Annotated in this window: 17 protein-coding genes; 11 read left to right on the plus strand and 6 right to left on the minus strand. The window is 68.4% G+C overall.

The window, feature by feature from the left end:
• The first annotated feature begins 59 nt into the window (after window positions 1-59).
• Window positions 60-3,065: a TonB-dependent receptor gene (locus tag ABDW31_RS14585; protein WP_184719803.1), complete on the plus strand. Its 3,006-nt coding sequence runs from the start codon at window positions 60-62 to the stop codon at window positions 3,063-3,065.
• 59 nt (window positions 3,066-3,124) lie between these two features.
• On the opposite strand, the gene ABDW31_RS14590 is transcribed toward ABDW31_RS14585, so the two are convergent.
• Window positions 3,125-4,882, minus strand: a complete 1,758-nt coding sequence (locus ABDW31_RS14590) for a glycoside hydrolase 43 family protein (protein WP_343699074.1) — start codon at window positions 4,880-4,882, stop codon at window positions 3,125-3,127.
• Window positions 4,883-4,941: 59 nt separating this feature from the next.
• Window positions 4,942-5,187: a hypothetical protein gene (locus tag ABDW31_RS14595; protein ID WP_184719801.1), complete on the minus strand. Its 246-nt coding sequence runs from the start codon at window positions 5,185-5,187 to the stop codon at window positions 4,942-4,944.
• A 122-nt stretch (window positions 5,188-5,309) separates the two neighbouring features.
• On the opposite strand from ABDW31_RS14595, the gene ccoN reads away from it, so the two are divergent.
• The 10 genes from ccoN (at window position 5,310) to ABDW31_RS14645 (ending at window position 15,322) form a co-directional block, all read left to right on the plus strand.
• Window positions 5,310-6,974, plus strand: coding sequence for a cytochrome-c oxidase, cbb3-type subunit I (ccoN, locus tag ABDW31_RS14600; protein WP_343699075.1), 1,665 nt, complete (start codon window positions 5,310-5,312; stop codon window positions 6,972-6,974).
• 8 nt (window positions 6,975-6,982) lie between these two features.
• Window positions 6,983-7,726, plus strand: coding sequence for a cytochrome-c oxidase, cbb3-type subunit II (ccoO, locus tag ABDW31_RS14605; protein ID WP_184719799.1), 744 nt, complete (start codon window positions 6,983-6,985; stop codon window positions 7,724-7,726).
• Window positions 7,723-7,890, plus strand: coding sequence for a cbb3-type cytochrome c oxidase subunit 3 (locus tag ABDW31_RS14610; protein WP_184719797.1), 168 nt, complete (start codon window positions 7,723-7,725; stop codon window positions 7,888-7,890). Before ccoO ends, ABDW31_RS14610 begins: the two co-directional genes overlap by 4 nt.
• The gene (gene ccoP / locus ABDW31_RS14615) at window positions 7,890-8,759 is read left to right on the plus strand and encodes a cytochrome-c oxidase, cbb3-type subunit III (RefSeq protein ID WP_184719795.1); all 870 of its coding nucleotides are present in this window, start codon (window positions 7,890-7,892) and stop codon (window positions 8,757-8,759) included. Before ABDW31_RS14610 ends, ccoP begins: the two co-directional genes overlap by 1 nt.
• A 5-nt stretch (window positions 8,760-8,764) precedes the next feature.
• Entirely contained in the window at window positions 8,765-10,276 is a 1,512-nt protein-coding gene (ccoG, locus tag ABDW31_RS14620; RefSeq protein ID WP_184719793.1) for a cytochrome c oxidase accessory protein CcoG, read from the plus strand.
• Window positions 10,273-10,791 (plus strand): FixH family protein, encoded by a 519-nt coding sequence (locus ABDW31_RS14625; protein WP_184719791.1) that lies wholly within the window; start codon window positions 10,273-10,275, stop codon window positions 10,789-10,791. The genes ccoG and ABDW31_RS14625 overlap by 4 nt, the downstream gene beginning before the upstream one ends.
• Entirely contained in the window at window positions 10,788-12,962 is a 2,175-nt protein-coding gene (locus ABDW31_RS14630; protein WP_184719789.1) for a heavy metal translocating P-type ATPase, read from the plus strand. The genes ABDW31_RS14625 and ABDW31_RS14630 overlap by 4 nt, the downstream gene beginning before the upstream one ends.
• A complete protein-coding gene (gene ccoS / locus ABDW31_RS14635) occupies window positions 12,959-13,117 on the plus strand; it encodes a cbb3-type cytochrome oxidase assembly protein CcoS (RefSeq protein WP_172264156.1) in 159 nt (52 codons plus the stop codon). Before ABDW31_RS14630 ends, ccoS begins: the two co-directional genes overlap by 4 nt.
• 78 nt (window positions 13,118-13,195) lie before the next feature.
• Complete coding sequence (gene hemN, locus ABDW31_RS14640) at window positions 13,196-14,578, plus strand: oxygen-independent coproporphyrinogen III oxidase (RefSeq protein ID WP_184719787.1); 1,383 nt, start codon at window positions 13,196-13,198, stop codon at window positions 14,576-14,578.
• A gap of 99 nt (window positions 14,579-14,677) precedes the next feature.
• Window positions 14,678-15,322, plus strand: a complete 645-nt coding sequence (locus tag ABDW31_RS14645; RefSeq protein ID WP_184719786.1) for an OmpW family outer membrane protein — start codon at window positions 14,678-14,680, stop codon at window positions 15,320-15,322.
• Window positions 15,323-15,386: 64 nt separating this feature from the next.
• Here the strand turns inward: ABDW31_RS14645 and ABDW31_RS14650 are convergent, their stop codons facing one another.
• The 4 genes from ABDW31_RS14650 to ABDW31_RS14665 are packed head-to-tail and all read right to left on the minus strand — an operon-like array spanning window position 15,387 to window position 22,058.
• Window positions 15,387-17,246 (minus strand): response regulator, encoded by a 1,860-nt coding sequence (locus ABDW31_RS14650; RefSeq protein WP_221444682.1) that lies wholly within the window; start codon window positions 17,244-17,246, stop codon window positions 15,387-15,389.
• Window positions 17,243-18,886: a response regulator gene (locus ABDW31_RS14655; RefSeq protein WP_184719784.1), complete on the minus strand. Its 1,644-nt coding sequence runs from the start codon at window positions 18,884-18,886 to the stop codon at window positions 17,243-17,245. The genes ABDW31_RS14650 and ABDW31_RS14655 overlap by 4 nt, the downstream gene beginning before the upstream one ends.
• Window positions 18,883-19,962 carry a chemotaxis-specific protein-glutamate methyltransferase CheB gene (cheB, locus tag ABDW31_RS14660; RefSeq protein WP_221444681.1) on the minus strand — a complete coding sequence of 360 codons (1,080 nt, stop codon included), beginning with the start codon at window positions 19,960-19,962 and terminating at the stop codon, window positions 18,883-18,885. Before cheB ends, ABDW31_RS14655 begins: the two co-directional genes overlap by 4 nt.
• A complete protein-coding gene (locus ABDW31_RS14665; RefSeq protein ID WP_221444680.1) occupies window positions 19,959-22,058 on the minus strand; it encodes a response regulator in 2,100 nt (699 codons plus the stop codon). Before ABDW31_RS14665 ends, cheB begins: the two co-directional genes overlap by 4 nt.
• Window positions 22,059-22,063: the final 5 nt, after the last annotated feature.

Raw genomic sequence — 22,063 nt, forward strand, 5'->3', positions numbered from 1 at the left:
AGGGCGGCCGGATGAGCAGAGGCGCTCGCAAAGTCGAGCGCCGCGAAGGGAGAGGAACGATGGGCTATCAGGCCAAGAATAATGGCGTCCTGCGTACGGGCTGCTCGCTGCTGGCGCTGACGCTGGGCGCGTCGCTGCTGACGGCGACCGCCGCTGCGGCTCAAACGGCGCCGGCTGACGACGCGGCGGCCGTCGAAGAGGTCGTGGTCACCGGCTTCCGCGCCAGCCTCAGCAGCGCGATCAACACCAAGCGCGTCTCCAACAACATCGTCGACGTCATCAAGGCCGACGACATGGCCAGCTTCCCTGACGCGAACCTGGCCGAGTCGATCCAGCGCATTCCGGGCGTCTCGATCACCCGCGACGGCGGCGAAGGCCGCAACATCACCGTGCGCGGCCTGGGCGGCGACTTCGTCCGCACCACCCTGAACGGCATCGAGGCCTATTCGGCCACCACCGGCTCGACCCTGGGCGTGGTCGCCGGCATCAACCGCTCGCGCGGCTTCGACTTCTCGACCTTCGCCTCGGAGCTGTTCAACAGCGTCACCGTCAGCAAGTCGCAGTCGGCCGAGATGGACGAAGGCTCGCTGGCCGCCACGGTCGACCTGCAGACCGGCAAGCCGTTCGACAAGAAGGGCTTCCGCGCCGCCGCCTCGGTTCAGGGCGCCTATTACGACAACAACAAGACCAAGGCTCCGCGCTTCGCCGGCCTGATCAGCAACACCTGGGGCGACTTCGGCGCCCTGTTCTCGGTGGCCTATAGCGAGCGCCGCGCCCAGGAAGAGGGCTATAGCGACACCTCCCAGTCGGACTATTCGGACGCCAACAACGGCTTCTGCGGCACGGCGGTCGACATCGCCAGCCAAGCGGGCAGCCAGGTGGTCAACACCGCGATCCCGTACGTGAACCCGCTGTCGGGCGCGGGCAACCGCCCCGCCGGCCAGTGCTTCTCGGGTCTGCCGTCGGATCCGACCGCCTACGCCGCCATCAACCAGCCCAACGTCTTCCTGCCGCGCAACCCCGGCCTGGGCCGTTTCGAGCTGGATCAGAAGCGTCTGGGCATGACGGGCGCTCTGCAATGGCGCCCGAGCGACCGCACCGACGTGACGCTGGACCTGGTCTATTCGCAGTTCGACCAGGACCGTGCCGACTACGCCCTGTCGAACGCGTCGCTGAACCGTAACGTCAACGGCGCCAGCGCGGCCTTCCCGCTGTTCGCCGGCCGGGTCGACGCCCAGATCATGGACGCCCACGTGCAGCCCTCGGGCCAGGTGGACTACATGAAGATCAACAATGTCGACATCAAGCACATCGCCGAGAAGAGCCAGACCACCACCAAGACCCACCAGATTGGCCTGACGCTGCGCCATGACTTCAGCGACCGGCTGAGCGGCGACGTGAAGATCGGCCACTCGGGCTCGGACTTCCAGCAGCCTTGGGACGTGCTGATGTCCTATGACGGCTTCAACAAAGCCGGCTACATCTGGGACGCGCGTAACGACTCCCGCCGTCCGTTCATCAACTACGGTTACGACGTCGCCAATCCGGCCAATGTCACCTTCACCAACGCCGGCACGGGCCTGACCCCCGACATCCGCATCGTCAAGGCGGCGGTGTTCAACACCCTGGCCACCGCCGAGGCCAACGCCAAGTACCGCCTGAACGACGTCTTCACGGTCAAGGCCGGCGTCTCGCTGAAGTCGTTCGACTTCCAGAGCAAGCAGGTCCAGCGCCTGTACGCCAACAACAGCTCCACCGCCGTGACGGCGACGGGCACCGTTCCGTTCAACTTCGCCCAGTTCGCCGCCGACTTCCCGGGCAGCGCGCCGCTGAGCGAGACGATCACGGGCTTCGGCAAGCAACTGGGCATGCCGGCGGGCTCGGTGACCAGCTGGGTCGTTCCCGACGTCACCGCCTATGTCGACAAGCTGGGCCTGCTCTGCAACTGCTCGAACAAGTACGGCGACTTCACCCTGGCCATCAATTCGGCCCTGGGCAACAACCGCAAGGTCGCCGAGAAGGACACCGGCGCATATCTGCAGGTCGACTTCGACACCGACATTCTGGGCGGCCGCCGCCTGCGCGGTAACGCCGGCGTGCGCTATGTGAAGACCGATCTGGACGCCACGGGCTACACCTCGCTGACCTCGCAGATCACGGTCAACAACAAGTACAGCGACTGGCTGCCGTCGGTGAACCTGGCCCTGGACGTCGCCCCGAACCTGGTCGCGCGCTTCGCCGCCGCCAAGGTCATGGCGCGTCCCAGCTTCGGCAACCTGACGCCCGGCGGTTCGGTCAACACGACCTTCGGCGCGCAGTCGGCGTCGATCGGTAACCCGTTCCTGGATCCGTACCGCGCCAAGAACTACGATCTGAGCCTGGAATGGTATCCCAGCGAGGGCGTGATCCTGAGCGCCACGGTCTTCGACAAGGAGATCGCGAGCTCGATCCAGACGATCGCCACGACCGAGGCCTATGGCAACACCGGCCTGCCGTTGGCCCTGCTGCCGGCAGGCCAGGACGCCTCGACGCCCTACCTGGTGACCCGCTCGCGCAACACCCAGGGCGGCTACATCCGCGGCCTAGAAATCAACTACCAGCAGCCGTTCCACTTCCTGCCGGGTCTGCTGAAGAACACCGGCACGATGCTGAACTACACCTATGTGGACAGCTCGGTGCTGTACTACCTGTCGACGGGTACGGCGACGACCCCAGCGACGCAGATCCACGATCAGTTCCTGAACGTCTCGCCGCACTCGGTGAACGCCACGCTGTACTACGAAGACGAGAAGCTCTCGGCCCGCGTGTCGGTGGCCTATCGCGACGAGTACCTGACGGCCCTGCCGTTCAAGTCGGAAGTGCCGGACGCTAACGGCAGCTATGCGACGACCAATGTCGACGCCTCGCTGTCGTACCAGCTGACGCCGCACCTGAAGCTGACGTTCGACGCGCTGAACATCACCAACCAGGAAGCCGACCAGTGGAGCGGCAAGGAGCGCCGCGCGCAGCGGGTGTTCAGCACCACCGGCCGCCAGTTCTTCCTGGGCGCGTCCTACACCTTCTAACCTCGGTTCCCCACCCCTGAGGTCATCCTGGCGCCGGTCTCGCGACCGGCGCCTTTTCTCTATGGACAGGTCTGGACGGGCGTCAGGTCCGGCGAAGGCTTGGTTGGCGCGGTGACGCGGACCTGGAAGTCGTCGAAGTCCGCATGGCCGTTGCTGGTGGCGACATAGGCCGGGGTGTCGCTGGCCGCGATCGAGAACAGGCCGATCTGCGCCCCGACCCAGCGGCCCTCGCGCGACAGGAAGGTGTCGTCGGTGGTCTGGAACGTCTGACCGTCCAGGCTGTAGCTGAAGCGGACCTCGGCCTGGAAGTTCCGCTCCTTCGAGGGCCAGGGCGCGCCTTCCTTCGGCGCGGCCATGCGCGTGACGACGGGCTCGGCCGATAGGCGCAGGGTCACGCGTGATCCGTCCAGCTTGCGCGCCAGCACGACCTTTTCCGCACCGCCTTCGTCGCGACGCTTCTGGACCAAGTAAGTCCCATCGGCGCGACGCTCCAGGCCGATCCAGGCATAGGCGTAGCCGACCATGGCCAGGCCCGCCTGTTCGCCCACCCGCAGGGGCGAAAACTCCAGCGTCGTAGTCGCCGAGAAGGCCAGGCCCGGCAGTTTCTGGGTCAGGACCGCGCCGGCCTCGTAGAGATTGGCCGGGGAGGGGGCGGCGCGCAGGCGCAGCCAGCCCGGACGCGCGCCGGGCTCCATCCAGTTGGCGGACGGATTGCTGTTCCACTGCCAGGCCAGCGACGGACGGCCGCTATCGAAGGTGTCGGTATCCTGCGGCTGGCCCTGCGACTGGCCGCGGGTCTTGGGAACGGCGTGGCAGACGACCGGCTCGCCGCGGCCGTCGCCGTCGGGATCGGCGCCGATCACCGGCCAGTCCTTGCGCCAGGTCATCGGCTGCAGGTGGACGCGGCGGCCGTAGCTGTCGGTGTCCTGGAAGTGCAGGAACCAGTGCTCGCCCAGGCCCGTATCGACCCACGCGCCCTGGTGCGGGCCGTTGACCGGCGTCTTGCCCTGGTCGAGCACGTTGCGGCTTTCATAGGGGCCGGTCAGCGACTTCGAGCGGAACACCGCCTGCCAGCCAGGCTTCACGCCGCCGGCCGGGGCGAAGATGTAGTAGTAGCCGGCGCGCTTGTAGAGCTTGGGGCCCTCGATGGTCTCCCACGGAGCCAGGCCGATGCTGGTCCTCACCGGCGGCAGCTTTTCGCCGTCCAGGATGACCACGCCGGCGTCGACCGTGCGGCTGCCGTCGGCGTTCAGGCGCTTGAGGGTCAGGCGGTTGGCGAAGCCGGCGCGGCTGCGGGCCCAACCGTGCAGCAGCCAGCCCGTGCCGTCCTCGTCCCAGAAGGGCGCGGGATCGATCGCGCCCTTGCTGTCGTCGACCAGCTGCGGCGGGCTCCACGGACCGGCCGGGTCCTTGGCGGTGACCACATAGATGCCGAAGTCGGGGTCGGGGTAGTAGATGCGGAACAGGCCGTCGTGGAAGCGGATGGCCGGGGCCCAGACGCCGCCGCCCTTGCGCGCCGTGCGGTGATGGTCGTCCTGCGGCAGGCGCTCCAGCGCGTGGCCGATGATCGTCCAGTGCACCAGATCCTTCGAATGCAGGATCGGCAGGCCGGGCAGGTTCACGAACGATGAGGCGGTCAGATAGTAGTCGTCGCCCACGCGCACGACGTCGGGATCCGACCAGTCGCCGGCCAGGACCGGGTTGCGGTAGGCCTTCGTGGCGTCGTGGGGCGCGGGCTCGGCCGCCAGCGCAGCGGGCGCCAGCAACGACAGGGTCAGGGCGGCGGCGAGGGCGGGGCGATAGGCGTGAATCTGCACGTCGGCTCCTTGTCAGGCTCCGACGTGTCTTCGCGCGGCGTTGGGCTTTCGTCGAGCCCTTAAGGTCGGGCGATCAAGGCGGTCGCGCGACGACGGCGCAGGCCCATCGCCAGCGATCCCAGGAACGCGACGGTCAGGCCCGCGGCCACGAAGCAGGCCGGGCAATGACCCGCGAACGCCCACGAATCCTGGCTGGAACCGCAGATGGGGCCGGCCAGAAGGCGCGGCATGGCCTGTTGCAGGGCGATCGCCCAGCTGGCCAGGGCGGCGGCGCCGAGCAGCGAAGAGAGATGACGAATGGGCATGAACCGACTCCGGATTGGCCGACAGGCTGCTCCAGGGTGCGGCTTCCCGCTTTGAGCAAGATCAAAGCGGGGGTTGAGGGGGTGTGAGACCCAGGCTGCCAGGTTCGACTCATGGAGTCCGCATGTCCGCCCCATCGCTCACTAGTTCAGGCCCGCCCGCCGGGTCCAAAGTCCTTCTCATCATCTCCGTCTTGGGAGCCTTCTTGGCGGTCCTGGGCGCGGGGCTGACACACGACCCGATCTTCCGACTGCAAGCCGGAACGTTCGCGGTCGCCGGCATCATCGCCGGCTTCGTCCTCAGCTCCGGCCTCGCCGGCGGCAAGCTGCTGGACCACCCTGACCAGTATTCCGACAACGTCATCAAGGCGGGCGTCATCGCCACGATGTTCTGGGCGGCCGCCGGTCTCCTGGCCGGCGTGGTGATCGCCGCCCAGCTGTCCTGGCCTAACCTGCTGTACTTCCCGGAAGCCGGCTGGACCAACTTCGGCCGCCTGCGTCCGCTGCACACCTCGGCGGTGATCTTCGCGTTCGGCGGCAACGCCCTGATCGCGACGTCCTTCTGGGTCGTCCAGCGCACCTGTAAGGCGCGCCTGGCCGGCGGCATCACGCCGTGGTTCGTGTTCTGGGGCTACCAGCTGTTCATCGTCTTGGCCGCTACCGGCTATCTGATGGGCGCGACCCAGGGCAAGGAATACGCCGAGCCTGTCTGGTACACCGATCTGTGGCTGACGATCGTCTGGGTGGCCTATCTGCTGGTCTTCCTGGGCACAATCTGGAAGCGCAAAGAGCCCCACATCTATGTGGCCAACTGGTTCTATCTGGCCTTCATCGTCACCATCGCCGTCCTGCACCTGGTCAACAATGCCGCCGTGCCGGTTGGTGGGCTGAGCCACCGTTCGTACGGCGCCATGTCTGGCGTCCAGGATGCGCTGACCCAGTGGTGGTACGGCCACAACGCCGTCGGCTTCTTCCTGACCGCCGGCTTCCTGGCCATGATGTACTACTTCGTGCCCAAGCGCGTTGAGCGCCCGGTCTACAGCTATCGCCTGTCGATCGTGCACTTCTGGGCCCTGATCTTCATCTACATCTGGGCCGGTCCGCACCACCTGCACTACACGGCCCTGCCGCAGTGGGCCCAGACCCTGGGCATGACCTTCTCGATCATGCTGTGGATGCCCTCGTGGGGCGGCATGATCAACGGCCTGATGACCCTGTCGGGCGCGTGGGACAAGCTGCGCACCGACCCGGTCGTCCGCATGATGGTCGTCGCCATCGCCTTCTACGGCATGGCCACCTTCGAAGGTCCGGTGATGTCGATCCGCGCCGTCAACGCGCTGAGCCACTACACCGACTGGACCATCGGTCACGTCCACTCCGGCGCTCTGGGCTGGAACGGCTTCATCACCTTCGGCGCGATCTACTGCATGGTGCCGTGGCTGTGGAAGAAGAAGGGCATGTACTCGACCAAGATGATCGAGTGGCACTTCTGGATCGCGACCACCGGTATCCTGCTCTACATCGCCGCGATGTGGGTGTCGGGCATCATGGAAGGCCTGATGTGGCGCGAATACACGCCCCAAGGCTTCCTGGCCTACAGCTTCATCGAGACGGTGTCGGCCAAGCACATCGAGAACGTCATCCGCGCCATCGGCGGCCTGATGTTCCTGTCCGGTGCGCTTATCATGATCGTCAACATCTGGAAGACGATCGCCAGCCCTGAACTCGATCTGGCTGCGGCCGAACAGACCGACGACACGCCGGCTGTCCCCGCCACCGCGAACGCCTGAGGTCCCCGATGTCTCTTTGGAAGCACCACGCAAAGTTCGAGCGGCACTCGCTGCTGCTCGTGGTTGGGATCGTTCTGGTCATCTCCGTCGGCGGACTGATCGAGATCGCCCCGCTGTTCTGGCTGCAGAGCACGATCGAGAAGGTGGACGGGATGCGTCCCTACACCCCGCTCGAACTGGCCGGCCGCGACGTCTACGTCAAGGAAGGCTGCTACGTCTGCCACTCGCAGATGGTTCGTCCGCTCCGCGACGAGGTCGAGCGCTACGGCCACTACAGCCTGGCCGCCGAGAGCATGTACGACCACCCGTTCCAATGGGGGTCCAAGCGCACCGGTCCGGACCTGGCCCGGGTCGGCGGCAAGTATTCGGACACCTGGCACCGCGACCACCTGATCGACCCGCGCTCGGTCGTGCCGGAGTCGGTGATGCCGCCCTACAAGTTCCTGGCTGAAAAGGAACTGGACTACAGCGACATCGTCGATCGCCTGAAGACCCAGCGCACGGTCGGGGTGCCCTACACGGACGCCCAGATCGCCAACGCCAAGAAGGATCTCGAGGCCCAGGCCGACCCCTTCTCGACGGACGCCGTGGGCCTGCGCGAGCGCTACGACGCCAAGGTCGTCAACCGCGACTTCGACGGTAATCCCGACAAGATCACCGAGATGGACGCGCTGGTGGCCTACCTCCAGATGCTGGGCACCCTGGTCGACTTCAAGACCTACAAGCCCCAGTCGCCGGAGAACCAGCGATGAGCGGCCTGACCTACGAAACCGTGGCGCAGATCGCCCAGCAGGGTGGCCTGATCTACTTCGGCCTGCTCTTCCTCGCTGGCTGCGCCTACGCCCTGAAGCCTTCCAAGAAGGCTGAATTCCAACACGCCGCCCGCATGCCGCTGGACGACGAGGAGCTCATCTGATGGCTCACGAGAAAGACACCGACGAGATCACTGGCGTCGACACCACCGGTCACGAGTGGGACGGCATCAAGGAACTCGACAATCCGCTGCCCCGCTGGTGGCTGTGGATCTGGTACGCGACCATCGCCTGGGCGATCGTCTACTGGGTGCTGATGCCGGCCTGGCCCGGCGTCAGCGGCTACACCAAGGGCGTCCTGGGCCAGTCCGACCGCGTCGCGGTCGGCAAGGAGCTCAAGGCCCTGGAAAGCCACCGGGGCGAGGGCGCGGCTCTGCTGCGCACCGCCAGCCTGGAGCAGATCGAAAAGGACCCGAAGCTGAGCGCCTATGCCCAGCAGGTGGGCCAGTCGATCTTCGGCGACAACTGCGCCACCTGCCACGGCATCGGCGGCACGGGCGGCAAGGGTTACGCCAACCTGCGTGACGACGTGTGGCTGTGGGGCGGCAAGCTGGAGGACATCCAGTACACCATCACCCACGGCATCCGCAGCAACGACGCGGAAACCCGCTTCTCGGCGATGCCGGCCTTCGGTCGCGACGAGATGCTGAACGCCGCGCAGATCGACGACCTGACCGAGTACGTGGTCAAGCTGTCGGGCCGTCAGGCCGATGCGGCCGCTGTCGGTCGCGCCGCGCCGCTCTTCGAAGCCCAATGCGTCGCCTGCCATGCGGCCGACGGCAAGGGCGTCCAGGAGATGGGCGGTCCTGATCTGACCGACGCCGACTGGCTGTACGGCGCCGACCGCGCCGACATCCGCAACCAGATCTTCTCGGGCAACGGCGGCGTCATGCCGGCGTGGGGCGGTCGCCTCAGCCCCGAAACGATCAAGGCTCTGTCCGTCTACATTCACGCCAACGCGGGTGGTCAGTAAGGGCTATGCCCACGCTTATCGACAATACGAGCCCTAAGCCTGGGTCCGGCCAAGACCCCAAGCCCGGGAAGGCGGTTTCGGCCGCCACCCGGGCGAAGGGCAAGGGCGACGCCAAGGGCGGTCTCTACAAGCCGCGCCAGCCGATCTACCCCAAGCTTGTCCATGGCAAGTGGCGGGCGGTGAAGTGGGCGCTGCTGATCGCCTGCCTGGCCATCTACTACATCACGCCGTGGATCCGCTGGACCCGTCCGGAAGGCTTCCCGCAGCAGGCGGCGCTGGTCGATTTCGACGGCCGACGCTTCTACTTCTTCGACATCCAGCTGTGGCCCCAGGAAGTCTACCTCTTCACCGGGGTCCTGGTCATGGCGGCCCTAGCGCTGTTCCTCGTGACAGCGCTCTTCGGGCGTTTGTGGTGCGGCTATGCTTGCCCGCAGACTGTCTGGACCGACCTCTACATCGTGGTCGAGCGCCTGTTCGAGGGCGACCGCAACGCGCGGATGCGCCTGGACGCCTCGCCGACCTCGTTCAACAAGATCTGGCGCAAGACCGGCAAGCACCTGGCGTGGCTGGGCATCGCCTTCGGCACCGGCGGCGCGTGGATCTTCTACTTCCATGACGCACCCACCCTGATCCGCACGTTCTGGACTGGCGAGGCGGCGGTTACGGCCTACGTGTCCTGTCTCCTTCTGACCTGCACGACCTACATCTTCGCTGGCTGGATGCGCGAACAGGTCTGCACCTACATGTGCCCGTGGCCCCGCATCCAGGGCGCCATGCTCGACGACCATTCGCTGCAGGTCACCTATCTGGGCTATCGCGGCGAGCCGCGCGGCCCGCACAAGAAGAACCAGACCTGGGAAGGCCGCGGCGACTGCATCGACTGCCACCAGTGCGTCGTGGTCTGCCCGATGGGCATCGACATCCGCGACGGCGCGCAGATGGAGTGCATCAACTGCGGCCTGTGCGTCGACGCTTGCGACGAGGTGATGGTCAAGATCAACCGTCCCACGGGCCTGATCGCCTACGACTCCGAATACGCCGTGGCCGCCCGCACCAAGGGCGAGCCGGCCAAGTACCCCGTGGTCCGTTCGCGCACGATCTACTACGCCATGGCGATGTCCGTAGTCGGCGGCCTGACGCTGTGGTCGCTGATCACCCGTCCGGAAGCCGACCTGAACATCATTCGCGACCGCAATCCGACCTTCGTGCGCATGCACGACGGCGCCGTGCGCGATGGCTACACGCTGAAGATCGGCAACCGCACCTTCAAGCCGCGTCGCTTCGACGTGACCTTCGAGGGCATCCCGGGCGCCAAGCTGAGCCAGCCGGGTGAAACCGGGCGGACCGTCAGCGTCGTCGTTCCGGCCGACCAGGTCGCGGCGGTGCGCGTGTTCGTCACCGCGCCGGCCGAGGCCGAGCTCGAGCCCAGCGTGCCCGTCCGCTTCGTCATCCGGTCCGGTGAATTCAAGACCCAGACCAAAACCGTTTTCCTCTCAGGAGCTGCGAACCCGCAATGACCGCTGCCGCGCATTCGCTTTCCAAGCCGCCACCCAAAACGCCTGGCGAAAAGGGCCGCATCACCGGCTGGCACGTGCTGATCGGCATGGTGCTGTTCTTCGGCCTGATCATCGCCGTGGACACCCTGTTCATCATGAAGGCCTACAAGACCTTCTCGGGACAGGTGGCCTCCAATCCGTATGAGACGGGCCTGACCTTCAACCGCACCCTGGCCCAGCGCCAGAAGGAAGCGGCTCTGGGCTGGAGCGCCGGCGTCGAGACCCCAGGCGGGACCTCGGTCATCGTTCGCCTGGAAGACCGCGACGGCCAGCCGCTGACCAGGCTGTCGCTGACCGGCACGCTGGAGCGCCCCGCCACCGAGGTCGGCCGTCAGACGCTGAACTTCAAGCCGCTGGGCGATGGCCGTTACCAGGCGTCCGCCCGCCTGGACGGGGCCTGGGACCTGCGCGCCTCGGCGCGTGACGGTAGCAACCTGTTCGAGATCGAAACCCGTCTGGTCGAGGGCGCGAAATGACCCAGAGCCTGGCTCTCAACCGCGACCTGGAGGCCTTCGTCCGCCGTGACGCGGAAGGGCTGGGGCACCTGGAACTGCTGGTCAGCGGGGCGCGCTGCGCGGCCTGCATCAGCAAGATCGAAAAGGCTGTGCGTGAGGCCCCGGGCGTCGACGCCGCGCGGCTGAACCTCACGACCGGCAAGCTGGCCGTGCAGCTGCGCGGCCGTGAGGCTGATCCCGGCCGTGTGGTCGAGACGGTCGAGGGGTTGGGCTATCGCGCCTGCCTGTTCGACCCGGGCGAGGCCAACGCCGCCCAGGACCGCGAGGGGCGGGAACTGGCCGTCGCCCTGGGCGTGGCCGGCTTCGGGGCCGGCAACGTCATGATGTTCACCGTGCCCGCCTGGGCCGGCATCTTCGGGCAGGAGCTGAACGCTTCGACCCTGACCCTGATGTATTGGATGGCCGCCATCGTCGCGACGCCGTGCGCGCTGTTCGCCGGTCGACCGTTCTTCCGCTCGGCCTGGGCGTCGCTGAAGCGCGGCAAGGCCAATATGGACGTGCCGATCTCGATCGGCGTGATCCTGACCCTGATCGTCAGCTTCTCCGAGACGATCCTGCGCGGCCAGCACGCCTATTTCGACGCGGCGGTGACGCTGCTGTTCCTGCTGCTGATCGGCCGCTACCTGGATCACCGCCTGCGGGCCAGCGCCCGCTCGGCCGCCCGCGACCTGCTGGCCCTGCAGACCCCGGTGGCCATGCGCCTGATCGACGGGGTGGAGCAGGGCGTGCCGGTGGCCGAGGTCAAGATCGGCGACCTGCTGGTCGTCGCGCCCGGCGACCGTATCCCGGTCGACGGCCTGGTCGAGAGCGGTCAGTCCGAGATCGACAACGCCCTGATCACCGGCGAGACGGCGCTGGCGCCCGTCGGCGCCGGCGCCAAGCTGCACGCTGGCGCGCTGAACCTGTCGGGCCGCCTGGTGATGACCGTCACCGCCCGCAGCGAGGACTCCACCCTGGCGGCGATCGCCCGCCTGATGGAGGCCGGCGCCCAGACCCGCTCGGCCTATGTCCGCCTGGCCGACAAGGCCGCCGCCCTTTACGTGCCGATCGTCCACACCGCCGCGGCCCTGACCTTCGTCGGCGGCTGGGCGCTGGGCCTAGGGCCGCGCGAGGCGCTGCTGCGCGCCGCCGCCGTGCTGATCGTCACCTGTCCCTGCGCGCTGGGCTTGGCCGTGCCGGCCGTACAGATCGCCGCCAGCAGCCGCCTGTTCCGCAAGGGTGTGCTGGTCAAGTCGGGCGCGGCGCTGGAGCGTCTGTCCGAGGCCGACCACGTCGTCTTCGACAAGACCGGCGTCCTCACCGAAGGGCGGCCCAAGCTGATCGACGCGCCCGCCCACCTGGTGACCATGGCCGCGCCGCTGGCCCGCGCCTCGCGCCACCCGCTGGCCAAGGCCTTGGCGGCCGAAGCCGGCCTGGGCCTGGTCGCCACCGATTGCGTGGAAACGGCGGGGCAGGGCGTCGAAGGCCTGATCGATGGCCGCCGCGCCCGCCTGGGCCGCGCCGCCTTCGTCGGCGTCGCCGGCGGTGACGTCCGCGAGACCGAGCTGTGGTTCGGCTTCGAGGACAGCGTCAAGATGCGCTTCGTGTTCGAGGACCGTCCGCGCCACGACGCGGCTCAGACCATCGCTCGCCTGCGTGCCATGGGCCTGTCGGTCGAGATCCTGTCCGGCGACCTGGCCGGTCCGGTGCGTGACATCGCCAAGGCCGTCGGCGTCGACCACTGGCGCGCGGGCCTGACCCCGTTCGACAAGGCCGCGATCGTCGAAGGTCTGAAGGCCGAGGGCCGCAAGGTGCTGATGGTCGGCGACGGCCTGAACGACGCCGCCGCCCTGGCCAAGGCCCATGCCTCAATGGCCCCGGGCGCTGCGGTCGACGCCGCCCAGAACGCCGCCGACCTGGTCTTCACCGGCGAAGGGCTGGATTCCGTCGTCGAGGCCATCGACACCGCTGTCGAGGCCCGCCGCCGGGCGATGGAGAACTTCGGCTTCTCGGCGCTGTACAACCTCGTCGCCACCCCGGCGGCGATGGCCGGCCTGATCAATCCCTTTATCGCCGCCCTGGCCATGGCCGGCTCGTCGATGGTGGTGCTGCTGAATGCGGCGCGTCCGCGCATCAGCTGGAGACGTCGATGAACATCGTCCTGTTGCTGGCCCCCATGTCGATCGGCCTGGGGGCGATGGGCCTCTTCGCGTTCTTCTGGACGATGAAGTCGGGCCAGTACGAGGATCCGAAAGGCGACGCCGAACGGATCCTCTACGACCACCTCGACGACAAGCCGCCTGTCTGAGTGGGCGCGCCCGATTGATCTAGATCAGGGCGCTTGCACGGACACCGGCGCAATCACGGGCTCTCCAGGAGAGAGTCCATGACCGCTGCGACTGTCCAAACCCGCGCCTGTTCAGAGCGCCGAGATCTGCTGGCGCGCTATGACAGCCGCGCGCCGCGCTACACCAGCTATCCGACGGCCCTGCAGTTCTCGAACGCGGTCGACGCGGAGGTCTACGGCGACTGGCTGGCGAACCTCGATCCCGGCGAGCCGGTCTCGCTGTACGCGCACATCCCGTTCTGCGACCGGCTGTGCTGGTACTGCGGGTGCAACACCCGGGTGGTGAAGAAACGTGCGCTGATCAGCGAGTATGTCGAGCGCTTGGTCGACGAACTGGCGCTTGTCGAGGCCCGGCTGCCGGGGAAGATCAAGGCCGGCGCCCTGCACCTGGGTGGCGGCACGCCCAACATGCTCTCCCGCGACGACCTCGTGCGTCTGTTCGGCGCGTTGCGGCACGTCTTTCCGTTCGCGCCCGGCGTCGAGATCTCGGCCGAGCTGGATCCGGCCGTCCTGACAGAGAGCTGGGTGCAGGCCGCCGCCTTCCACGGCCTGACGCGCGCCAGCCTGGGCGTCCAGGACCTGGCCCCGCACGTTCAGGAAGCCGTCAACCGCATTGAGCCGTTCGAGGTGGTGGCCCGCGCCGTCCACTGGCTGCGCGAAGCCGAGGTCGCCTCGATCAATCTGGACCTGATGTACGGCCTGCCCAAGCAGACCACTGACGACGTGGTCTCGACCCTGGACACCATCCTGACCCTGCGGCCCGAACGGGTGGCTCTGTTCGGTTACGCCCACGTGCCGTGGGCCCGCGCCAATCAGAAACTGATCCGCGACGAGGACCTGGCCGACGCCGAGGGCCGCCTGGCGCAGAGCGAAGCCGCCGCCGAGCGGCTGCTGCGCGCCGGCTATGTCGCCATCGGCCTGGACCACTTCGCCTTGCCCAGCGACGAGTTGGCGATCGCGCTGGAGGCGGGGACCCTGCGCCGGAACTTCCAGGGCTACACCACCGACCGCCACATGACGCTGATCGGCCTGGGCGCGTCGTCGATCGGGCGGATGCCGGGCGGCTACGTCCAGAACCTGACCGCCGAGGTCGCCTGGCGCGACGCCATTGCCGCTGGACGCCTGCCGGTGGCGCGGGGCGTGGCCCTGACCGACGACGACCGCCTGCGGGCCGACGTGATCGAGCGGCTGATGTGCGACTTCGCCGTCGACTACGCCGCCATCGCCGCGCGCCACGGCGTCTCGCCGGCGGTGTTCGCTCAGGACCTGCCCAAGCTGGACGCCCTGGTCGCCGACGGCCTGGTGACGCTGGACGTCGGGGGCGTTCGGGTCACCGAGGCCGGCCGTCCGTTCGTGCGCCTGGCGGCTCAGGCTTTCGATCATCGCTCGGATGCGAAAGAGGGTTTCTCCCGCGCGATCTAGATTTTTCGAAACTGATCGAGGTCAAGGTCGAGCGTTCGGGAATCCCCCAAAAGAACATCGCGGCACAAAACACACAGTCGCACTATCTGGGGATAGATGATGAAGACCGTTATTCTCTCGGCTATCGCGGCCACGGCTCTGGCCGGTGGCGTTGCTCAAGCCCAGGACTTCTCGCCGAACGCCAAGGGTGACCTGATCGTCCACGTGCGCGCCACGCAGGTCGCGCCGGCCGACGACGCGGCCATCCTGACCGCCGCTGGCGTCAACTCGGGCCTGAAGGCCCACGTCAAGAACGACGTGATGCCGACCCTGGGCTTCACCTACTTCCTGACCGACAAGGTCGCCGTGGAAGCCATCCTGGGCACCACCCAGCACGACATCCGCGCGCAAGGGCCGGGCACCGACGCTCTGGTCCGCAAGCAGTGGGTCCTGCCGCCGGTCGTGACGCTGCAATATCACCCGCTGCCGGCCGCCAAGGTCAGCCCCTATGTCGGCGCCGGCATCAACTACATGCTGTTCTACAGCGGCAAGAACAAGAACGGGTTCAAGGTCGCGGTCGACGACGGTTTCGGCTACGCGCTGCAAGCTGGCGTGAACGTCAAGCTGAAGGGCGACTGGATGCTGAACGCCGACATCAAGAAGGTCTATTTCAGCACTGACGCCAAGATCAACGACGGCGCCCTGAAGGCCAAGGTGGACCTGGATCCGCTGGTCTCGTCGATCGGCTTCAGCCGCAAGTTCTAGGCTTCCGCGCCTAGGCAGAGAGAAGCGCCGCCGGTTTCGGGACCGGCGGCGTTTTTCGTTTCTGTCAGGCGCCCGCGTGCTGGCGGACAGCCGCGGCCAGCTGGTCGGCGGTGAAGGGCTTGGCGACCAACGGCACGCCCTTGGGCACGCTGTCGAGGTCGGCATAGCCCGTCAGCAGCAGCACCGGCAGGGCCAGGCCCATGGGCTGGATGCGCTGGATCAGCTCGGCGCCGTTCATGCCGGGCATGGCGAAATCGACGATCGCGAAGTCGGGCTTCAGCCCGCCCGACAGCTGGGCCAGGGCGTCGGCGCCGCTGGAAGCCTCGGTGACCTGATGACCCTGGTCGCGCAGCAGGCCGGCGGTGACCTGACGCACCGAGGTCTCGTCGTCCACGACCAGGATCGCCAGCGGCCGCCCGGCCTCGATCGTCACCGTGCCGTCCTCGGCGACGATGGGGATCTCGGCGTCGTCCGCGGCGCGGGGCAGGTACAGGGTGACCTTGGTGCCGACCCCGACCTCGCTCTCGATATCCAGGGCGCCGCCCGAACGCTGGGCGAAGCCATAGGCCATGGGCAGGCCCAGACCGGTGCCTTTGCCGACGGGCTTGGTGGTGAAGAACGGCTCCAGCACGCGCGACAGCACGTCGGGGCGGATGCCCTCGCCATGATCCTCGACCGAGACGGCGACATAGTCACCGGGCGCCAGGTCCAGGGTGGACGGCAGCTGGCCGGGGCCCAGGTCGCGCGCCCGGACGGTGATCGCGCCGCCGTCACCCATGGCGTCGCGGGCGTTGATGCACAGGTTCAGGATCGCCATTTCCAGCTGATCGCACTCGACCAGCGACGGCCACAGCTGAGCCGGCACGTCCCACGACACGGTCGCGGTGACGCCCAGGGTGCGGGTGACCAGCTCGTCCATGCCGCGCAGGGTGCCGGCGATGTCGGTGACGCAAGGATCGCCGTCGGTCTGGCGGCTGAAGCCCAGCAGGCGTTGGGTCAGGGACGCGCCGCGCCGGGCGGCCAGGGTGGCGTTCTCCAGATAGCGGCGCACGCGCTGCTCGTCCGGCAGTCGGCGCGAAGCCAGCTCGAGAGAGCCCAGGATGGCGGTCAGCAGATTGTTGAAGTCGTGGGCCACGCCGCCGGCCAGGGTGCCCAGCGCCCGTAGCTTGTCGCTCTGGCGTAGTTGCTGCTCGGCCAGCTTCTGGGCGGTGATGTCGCGCTCGATGACGATCAGGGCCGCGGCCGAGTCATGGGTTGGGATGCAGGTGGTTTCTAGCCAGGCCGGGCCGGCCTCGCTCGTGGTCTCGACCACGCTCTGCACGACGTCGCCGCCCGAGAGCGCGCGGCGTTCCAGCTTGGCGGCGCCGCTGCGGATCTTCAGGTCGCTCTCGCTGTGGCCGCGCGCGGAGCCGGCGTCGACGCCCAGGGCGCGGGCCTTGCGGGCGTTGAGGGCCAGGAACCGGCCTTGGCCGTCCTTGAAGGATACCGCCGCGGGCACGTTCTCCATCAGGCCTTCCAGCAGGGCCTGGTGCAGACGCAGATCACGCTTGAGGCTGAAGCGCTCGGCCGCCCCGGCGATCATGGCGCGCAGGGCGTCGGGCTCCCACGGCTTGGGCGCATAGCCGACGATGCCGCCGCTGTTCAGGGCCGCCGTCACCGCGTGCAGGTCGGCATAGCCGGTCAGCAAGATCGCCTCGGCCAGGCTGGTCCGGCGCGCCTGCGTCAGGAAGGCGTCGCCGGTCATCTCGGGCATGCGCTGGTCGGAGATGATCACTGCCAGGTCCGGTTCGCGGGCGACGCGCTCCAGGGCCTCGACCGGCGAAGTGAAGGTCAGGATGTCGTACCGGTCTTCCAGCAGGTCCTGCAGGGCCACCAGGATGTCGGGCTCGTCGTCGACGAGCAGGATCAGCGGACGCGCCATCATGGCCGGGCGCCTTTCGGCAAAACGATACGGAAGCGGGCGCCGCCGAGGGTTGCATCTTCTACCACGATCTCGCCGCCATGCGCGCGCACGACGCTATACGCAATGGCCAGGCCCAGGCCGGTGCCCGAGCCGACCGGCTTGGTGGTGAAGAACGGTTCGAAGATGCGGTCGCGGACGTCCGCCGGCACGCCGGGACCGGAATCGTCGATCTGGATGATGTAGTCGCTGTCGGTGCTGGACGTGCTGACCGCGATCTCGCCCTGGCCCTCCAGAGCGTCGGCGGCGTTGGCCACGATGTTCATCACCACCTGGTTCAGCAGGGCCGGGGTGCCGTCGAAGGTGCGGTCGCCAGCGAAGTCGCGGCGAACCGCGATGTCGCCCAGCTTGGGTTTCAGCAGGGCCAGCACGATCTCGATGGCTTCAGGCACGTCCAGCACCTGGCGCTCGGCCTCGTCCAGGCGCGAGAACTTGCGCAGGTTCAAAACCAGGCTCTGGATTCGCTGCAGGCCTACGCGCATGGAGGCCAGGCGGTCGCGGGCTTTGGAGAGGCCCGCCGGCGGCGCATCGGCCTGCTCGGCCAGCACCTCGCCGATCAGGCGCTCTACGGTGGCGTGGTGGCCCAGGATGAAGGCCAGCGGATTGTTGATCTCGTGGGCGATGCCGGCGACCAGCTCGCCCAGCGAGGCCATCTTGGCCGATTGCACCAGCTGGGCCTGAGCGTCGCGGAGCTGCTGGTTGGCGGCGGCCAGATCGGCGTTGGCCCGCGCCAGGGCGTCGGCGGCGGCGGCCTTGGCTTCGGCGGCGGCCATGGCGCGCTCGCGCTGCAGGGCCTCGGCCTCGGCGCGGCGGGTTTCCTCGACCACCTGGGCGCGGCGGGTGACGGCGCGGATGCGCATGCGCAGAAGGTCGTCGCCGACCGCGCTGGGCGCGACCTCGTCGGCGCCGGCCTCGAAGGCGGCGGTGACGTCGGAGCCGTCGCCGCCGATGGCGACGATGTGGAAATCCATGGCCTCGTGCTGGCGCCGGCGATCCAGCGCCCGGCACAGGGCGAAGCCGTCCAGGCGCGCGCCGGTCAGCGGCAGGACCACGCAGTCGACGCCGTCAGCGACCTGGGCCGCGGCCACGATGGCGTCGTCGGTGACGGCGACGTCATAGCCTTCCTGCTCCAGCAAGTGGCGCAGGCGCAGCTGGGTGGTCGGGCTGTCGTGGACCAGCAGCAGCTTGGCGCGGCGGAACTGCTGGCCGCCCTCACGGGAAGGTGCAGCGCCCCGGCGTAGCAGGGCCTTCAGCCGCACCAGCATCATGTCCAGGTCGGCGGACTTGGCGACATAGGCGTCGACGCCGCTCTCCAGGCCCTGGCGCTCCAGGTCCTGTTCGCGGGCGCTGGTCAGCATCAGGACGGGCAGGGCGCGCGTGCGGCTGTTCTGGCGGATCTGGCGCGACAGCTCGCGGCCGTCCATGCCCGGCAGGTGGAAGTCGGCGACCACCAGGTCCGGCAGCGGGCCGTTCAGCAGCTCCAGAGCAGCCTCGGCGCTGTCGGCGCGGGTGACGGCGAAACCGTCCTTCTCCAGGGCGCTGCGCAGCAGCAGCGCCTGGGTGTCGGAGTCCTCGACGACCAGGATGCGGGCGCCGTCGGTCATGCGGCCTCGCGCGAGAGGTCGATGATGCGCTGGCCGATGGCGTCCAGCGGCAGCACGTCACGGGCAGCGCCCAGCTTCACAGCGGCGGCGGGCATGCCGTAGACGACGGCCGAGCTTTCATGTTCGGCGATGGTGTGGCCGCCGGCCTTGCGCAGTTCGGCCATGCCCTGGGCTCCGTCCTCGCCCATGCCGGTCAGCAGCACGCCGACGGTGCGCGAGGCCACCGAGCGGGCGAGGCTGGAGAACAGCACGCTGGCCGAGGGGCGCTGGCCGCGCACCGGGGCGGCGCTGGTCAGGCGGATGACGCCGCCGGCGGTGACGGTCATGTGGCGATCGCCGGGCGCGACATAGACCCGGCCAGGCAAGGCGATCTCGCCTTCGCGGGCAATGGCGGCGCGAAGCGGCGACAGGCTGTCCAGCCATCCGGCGAAGCCCTCCATGAAGGCCGCGCCCATGTGCTGGACCACGAATACCGGCGCGCCGAAGTCGGGCGGCAGGGCGTCCAGCAGCTTGGCCAGGGCCGGCGGACCGCCAGTCGAGGCCGCCAGGGCCAGGAAGCCGACGCCGCGCAGGGGCGGATCATTGAGGTCGGCCGCGATGAGCGGCTTGCTACGATCGCGGGCCAGGGCCCCGCCGATGCTGCGCCGGCGGATCACCGGCACGCTGCTCATGATGTAGAGCTGGGTGCACAGGGTGGCGGCCAGGTCGTCGTGATTGGCCGTGGCCACGCCGACGGGCTTTTCCACCACCGTCAGGGCGCCGGCCCGCAGGGCGTTCATCGAGATCTTCAGCGAGCTGTCCTCGATGGCGTCGGCGAAGACGACGATAGGGGTCGGGCGCTCGGCCATGATCTGGCGCGTGGCCTCCAGGCCGTCGATGCCAGGCAGACGGATGTCCATCGAGATGACGTCAGGCTTGACCCGGTCCAGCTCGGCCATCGCCTCCTCGGCCGAGGGCACGGCGGCCACGACGGTGAAGCGCGGATCACGGCCGACGATGTAGGCCAGCAGTTGCCGCACGACGAGGGAGTCCTCGACGATCATCACGCGAACGGGACGCTTGGGACTAGAACTCATAGAACGCGACCGATCGTGGCCAACAGCTCGCGCTGGTCGAACTTCTGCTTGGTGATGTAGGCCTCCGCGCCCAGATCCAGGCCCCGGCGGACATCTTCGGGATCCGAACGCGAGGTCATCAGGATGACGGGCAGGGCGGCCAGGGCGGCGTCGGCCTTGATGGCCTGCAGCAAGCCAAAACCGTCCATGCGCGGCATCTCGATGTCGGCGACGACCAAGTCGATCACCGCCTCGCCCGAGCGCAGGGTGTTCAGGGCGTCCAGACCGTCGACGGCCAGAATAACGCGATAGCCCTGGGCCTCCAGGATGCTCTTTTCCAGGGTGCGGGTGGTGATCGAGTCGTCGACCACCAGCACGGTGCGGGCGGCCTTGGCCTCGACGTCGTCCTGTTCGGCCAGGCCGAGGCCGGCATTGGCCAGGCGGCGATGGTCGCGCAGCCAGCGGTCCATCAGGGCGTCGGGGTTCAGCACCACCACGGGCGTCTCGTCGGCCAGCACCGCTGCGCCGAAGGTCAGGGCCTGATCGACGCCGGAGAGCGCAATGGTCTCGACCACGGCGGGGGCGACGTCGGTCATGGCGTCGACGGCCAGGGCCAGGCGACGGTCGCCGCGCGAGAGCAGGGCGACATGGACCGCGCCGTGATGCACGGGCACGGCGGACGGGGTGTGGGAAAGCAGAGCAGTAAGAGGCACGACAGGGGCGACAACGCTTTGCCCCTGGGACTCGATCCGCGCGACGGGGTGACCTTCGACTGTTTCGAGTTCGGTGGCGCTCAGTCGCAACAGTCGCAGGCTGGCGTCGGACGGCAGGGCGTAGAGCGCGCCGTCGGCTTCCAGCTGGGCCAGGGCCCGGCGCGAGGTGGTCAGCGGGACCGACAGCACGACCTCGGCGCCGAACGGACGGGCCGGCGCCAGGCGGGCGGAGCCGCCCAGGGCGCGGACGGCTTCGGCTACGACCGACAGGCCCATGCCGCGACCCGACAGCTGATCGACATCGGCCGCCGAGGACACGCCGGCCTCGAAGGCCAGGGCCAGGATTTCGTCGTCGGTCGCGGGCGCGGCGTCGGGACCGCGCGGTGGGGCCAAACCCCGAGCGATGGCGGCCGCCTCGATGCGGGCCAGGTCCGGACCCGGACCATCGTCGGTGACGCGCACCTCCAGCCGGCCGCCGCGCGCGGCGATGGCCAGGTTGATGCCCAGCGCCTCGGGCTTGCTGGCCTTGCGACGCTTGGCGCGCGGCTCGGCCCCGTGGCTGAGGGCGTTGCGTAGCAGGTGGCTCAGAGGATCCTTCAGGGCCTGCAGCACGCGGCGCTCGGCCTTGGTTTCCAGGCCCGAGACCTCGACCTCGACCTCGACGCCGGTTTCTCGGGCCACCTGGCGGATCATGCCGGGCAGGGTTCCCAGCACGGCGTCGGCGGGGGTCATGGCGATGCGTTCGGCCTGCTCCCGAACGCGCTGGGCGGCTTGGCCGGCCGACCAGACGGCGCGGGCCTGGCTCTGGCCGATGGCGCGCAGTTCGCGGCTCAGTTCCCTCAAGCCGTGGTCGAAATCGCGGGCGCGCAGCGACTCCCGGCCGCCTTGCGTCTGCGGACGGATCTCGCCCCACAGCCGTTCCATGCGCAGTACTTCGGTCTGCAGGCGGCGCAGGGTGGCCAGGGCGCGATCCTGGTCGGCCAGGCTGGTCGAGACCTGGTGAGCCGCCTCGCTCAGCTCGGCCAGTTCCTCGGCCTCGACGCGCAACAGCTCGACGCCGCGTGTGGGCTCGGCCGTCTCTGTCGCCTCGACTTCCGACTCACCGCCGTTGGCCGCCAGGGCCTCGATGGCGTCCAGAGTCTCGCGGATGATCGCCAGGGTCGGCTTGTCGAAGGCCCCGCCGGCGTCCATCTGGCGCGAGAACACCTCTTCCAGCGTATGGGCCAGGGCTTCGATCTGCGGCAGGTCCACGGCCCGGGCGGCGCCCTTCAGGCTGTGGGCGCGCCGGAAGATCTCGCGCAGGTCCAGCGGCGCTTTTGAGGCAAGCGCCTTGCGGATCGCGTCCAGATGGTCGCGATGCTCGACCTCGAAGGCCGCCAGCAGCATTTGCCGGATGTCGGTCACGAGTG

The organism is Caulobacter sp., assembly GCF_039596335.1.
Taxonomy (GTDB): domain Bacteria; phylum Pseudomonadota; class Alphaproteobacteria; order Caulobacterales; family Caulobacteraceae; genus Caulobacter.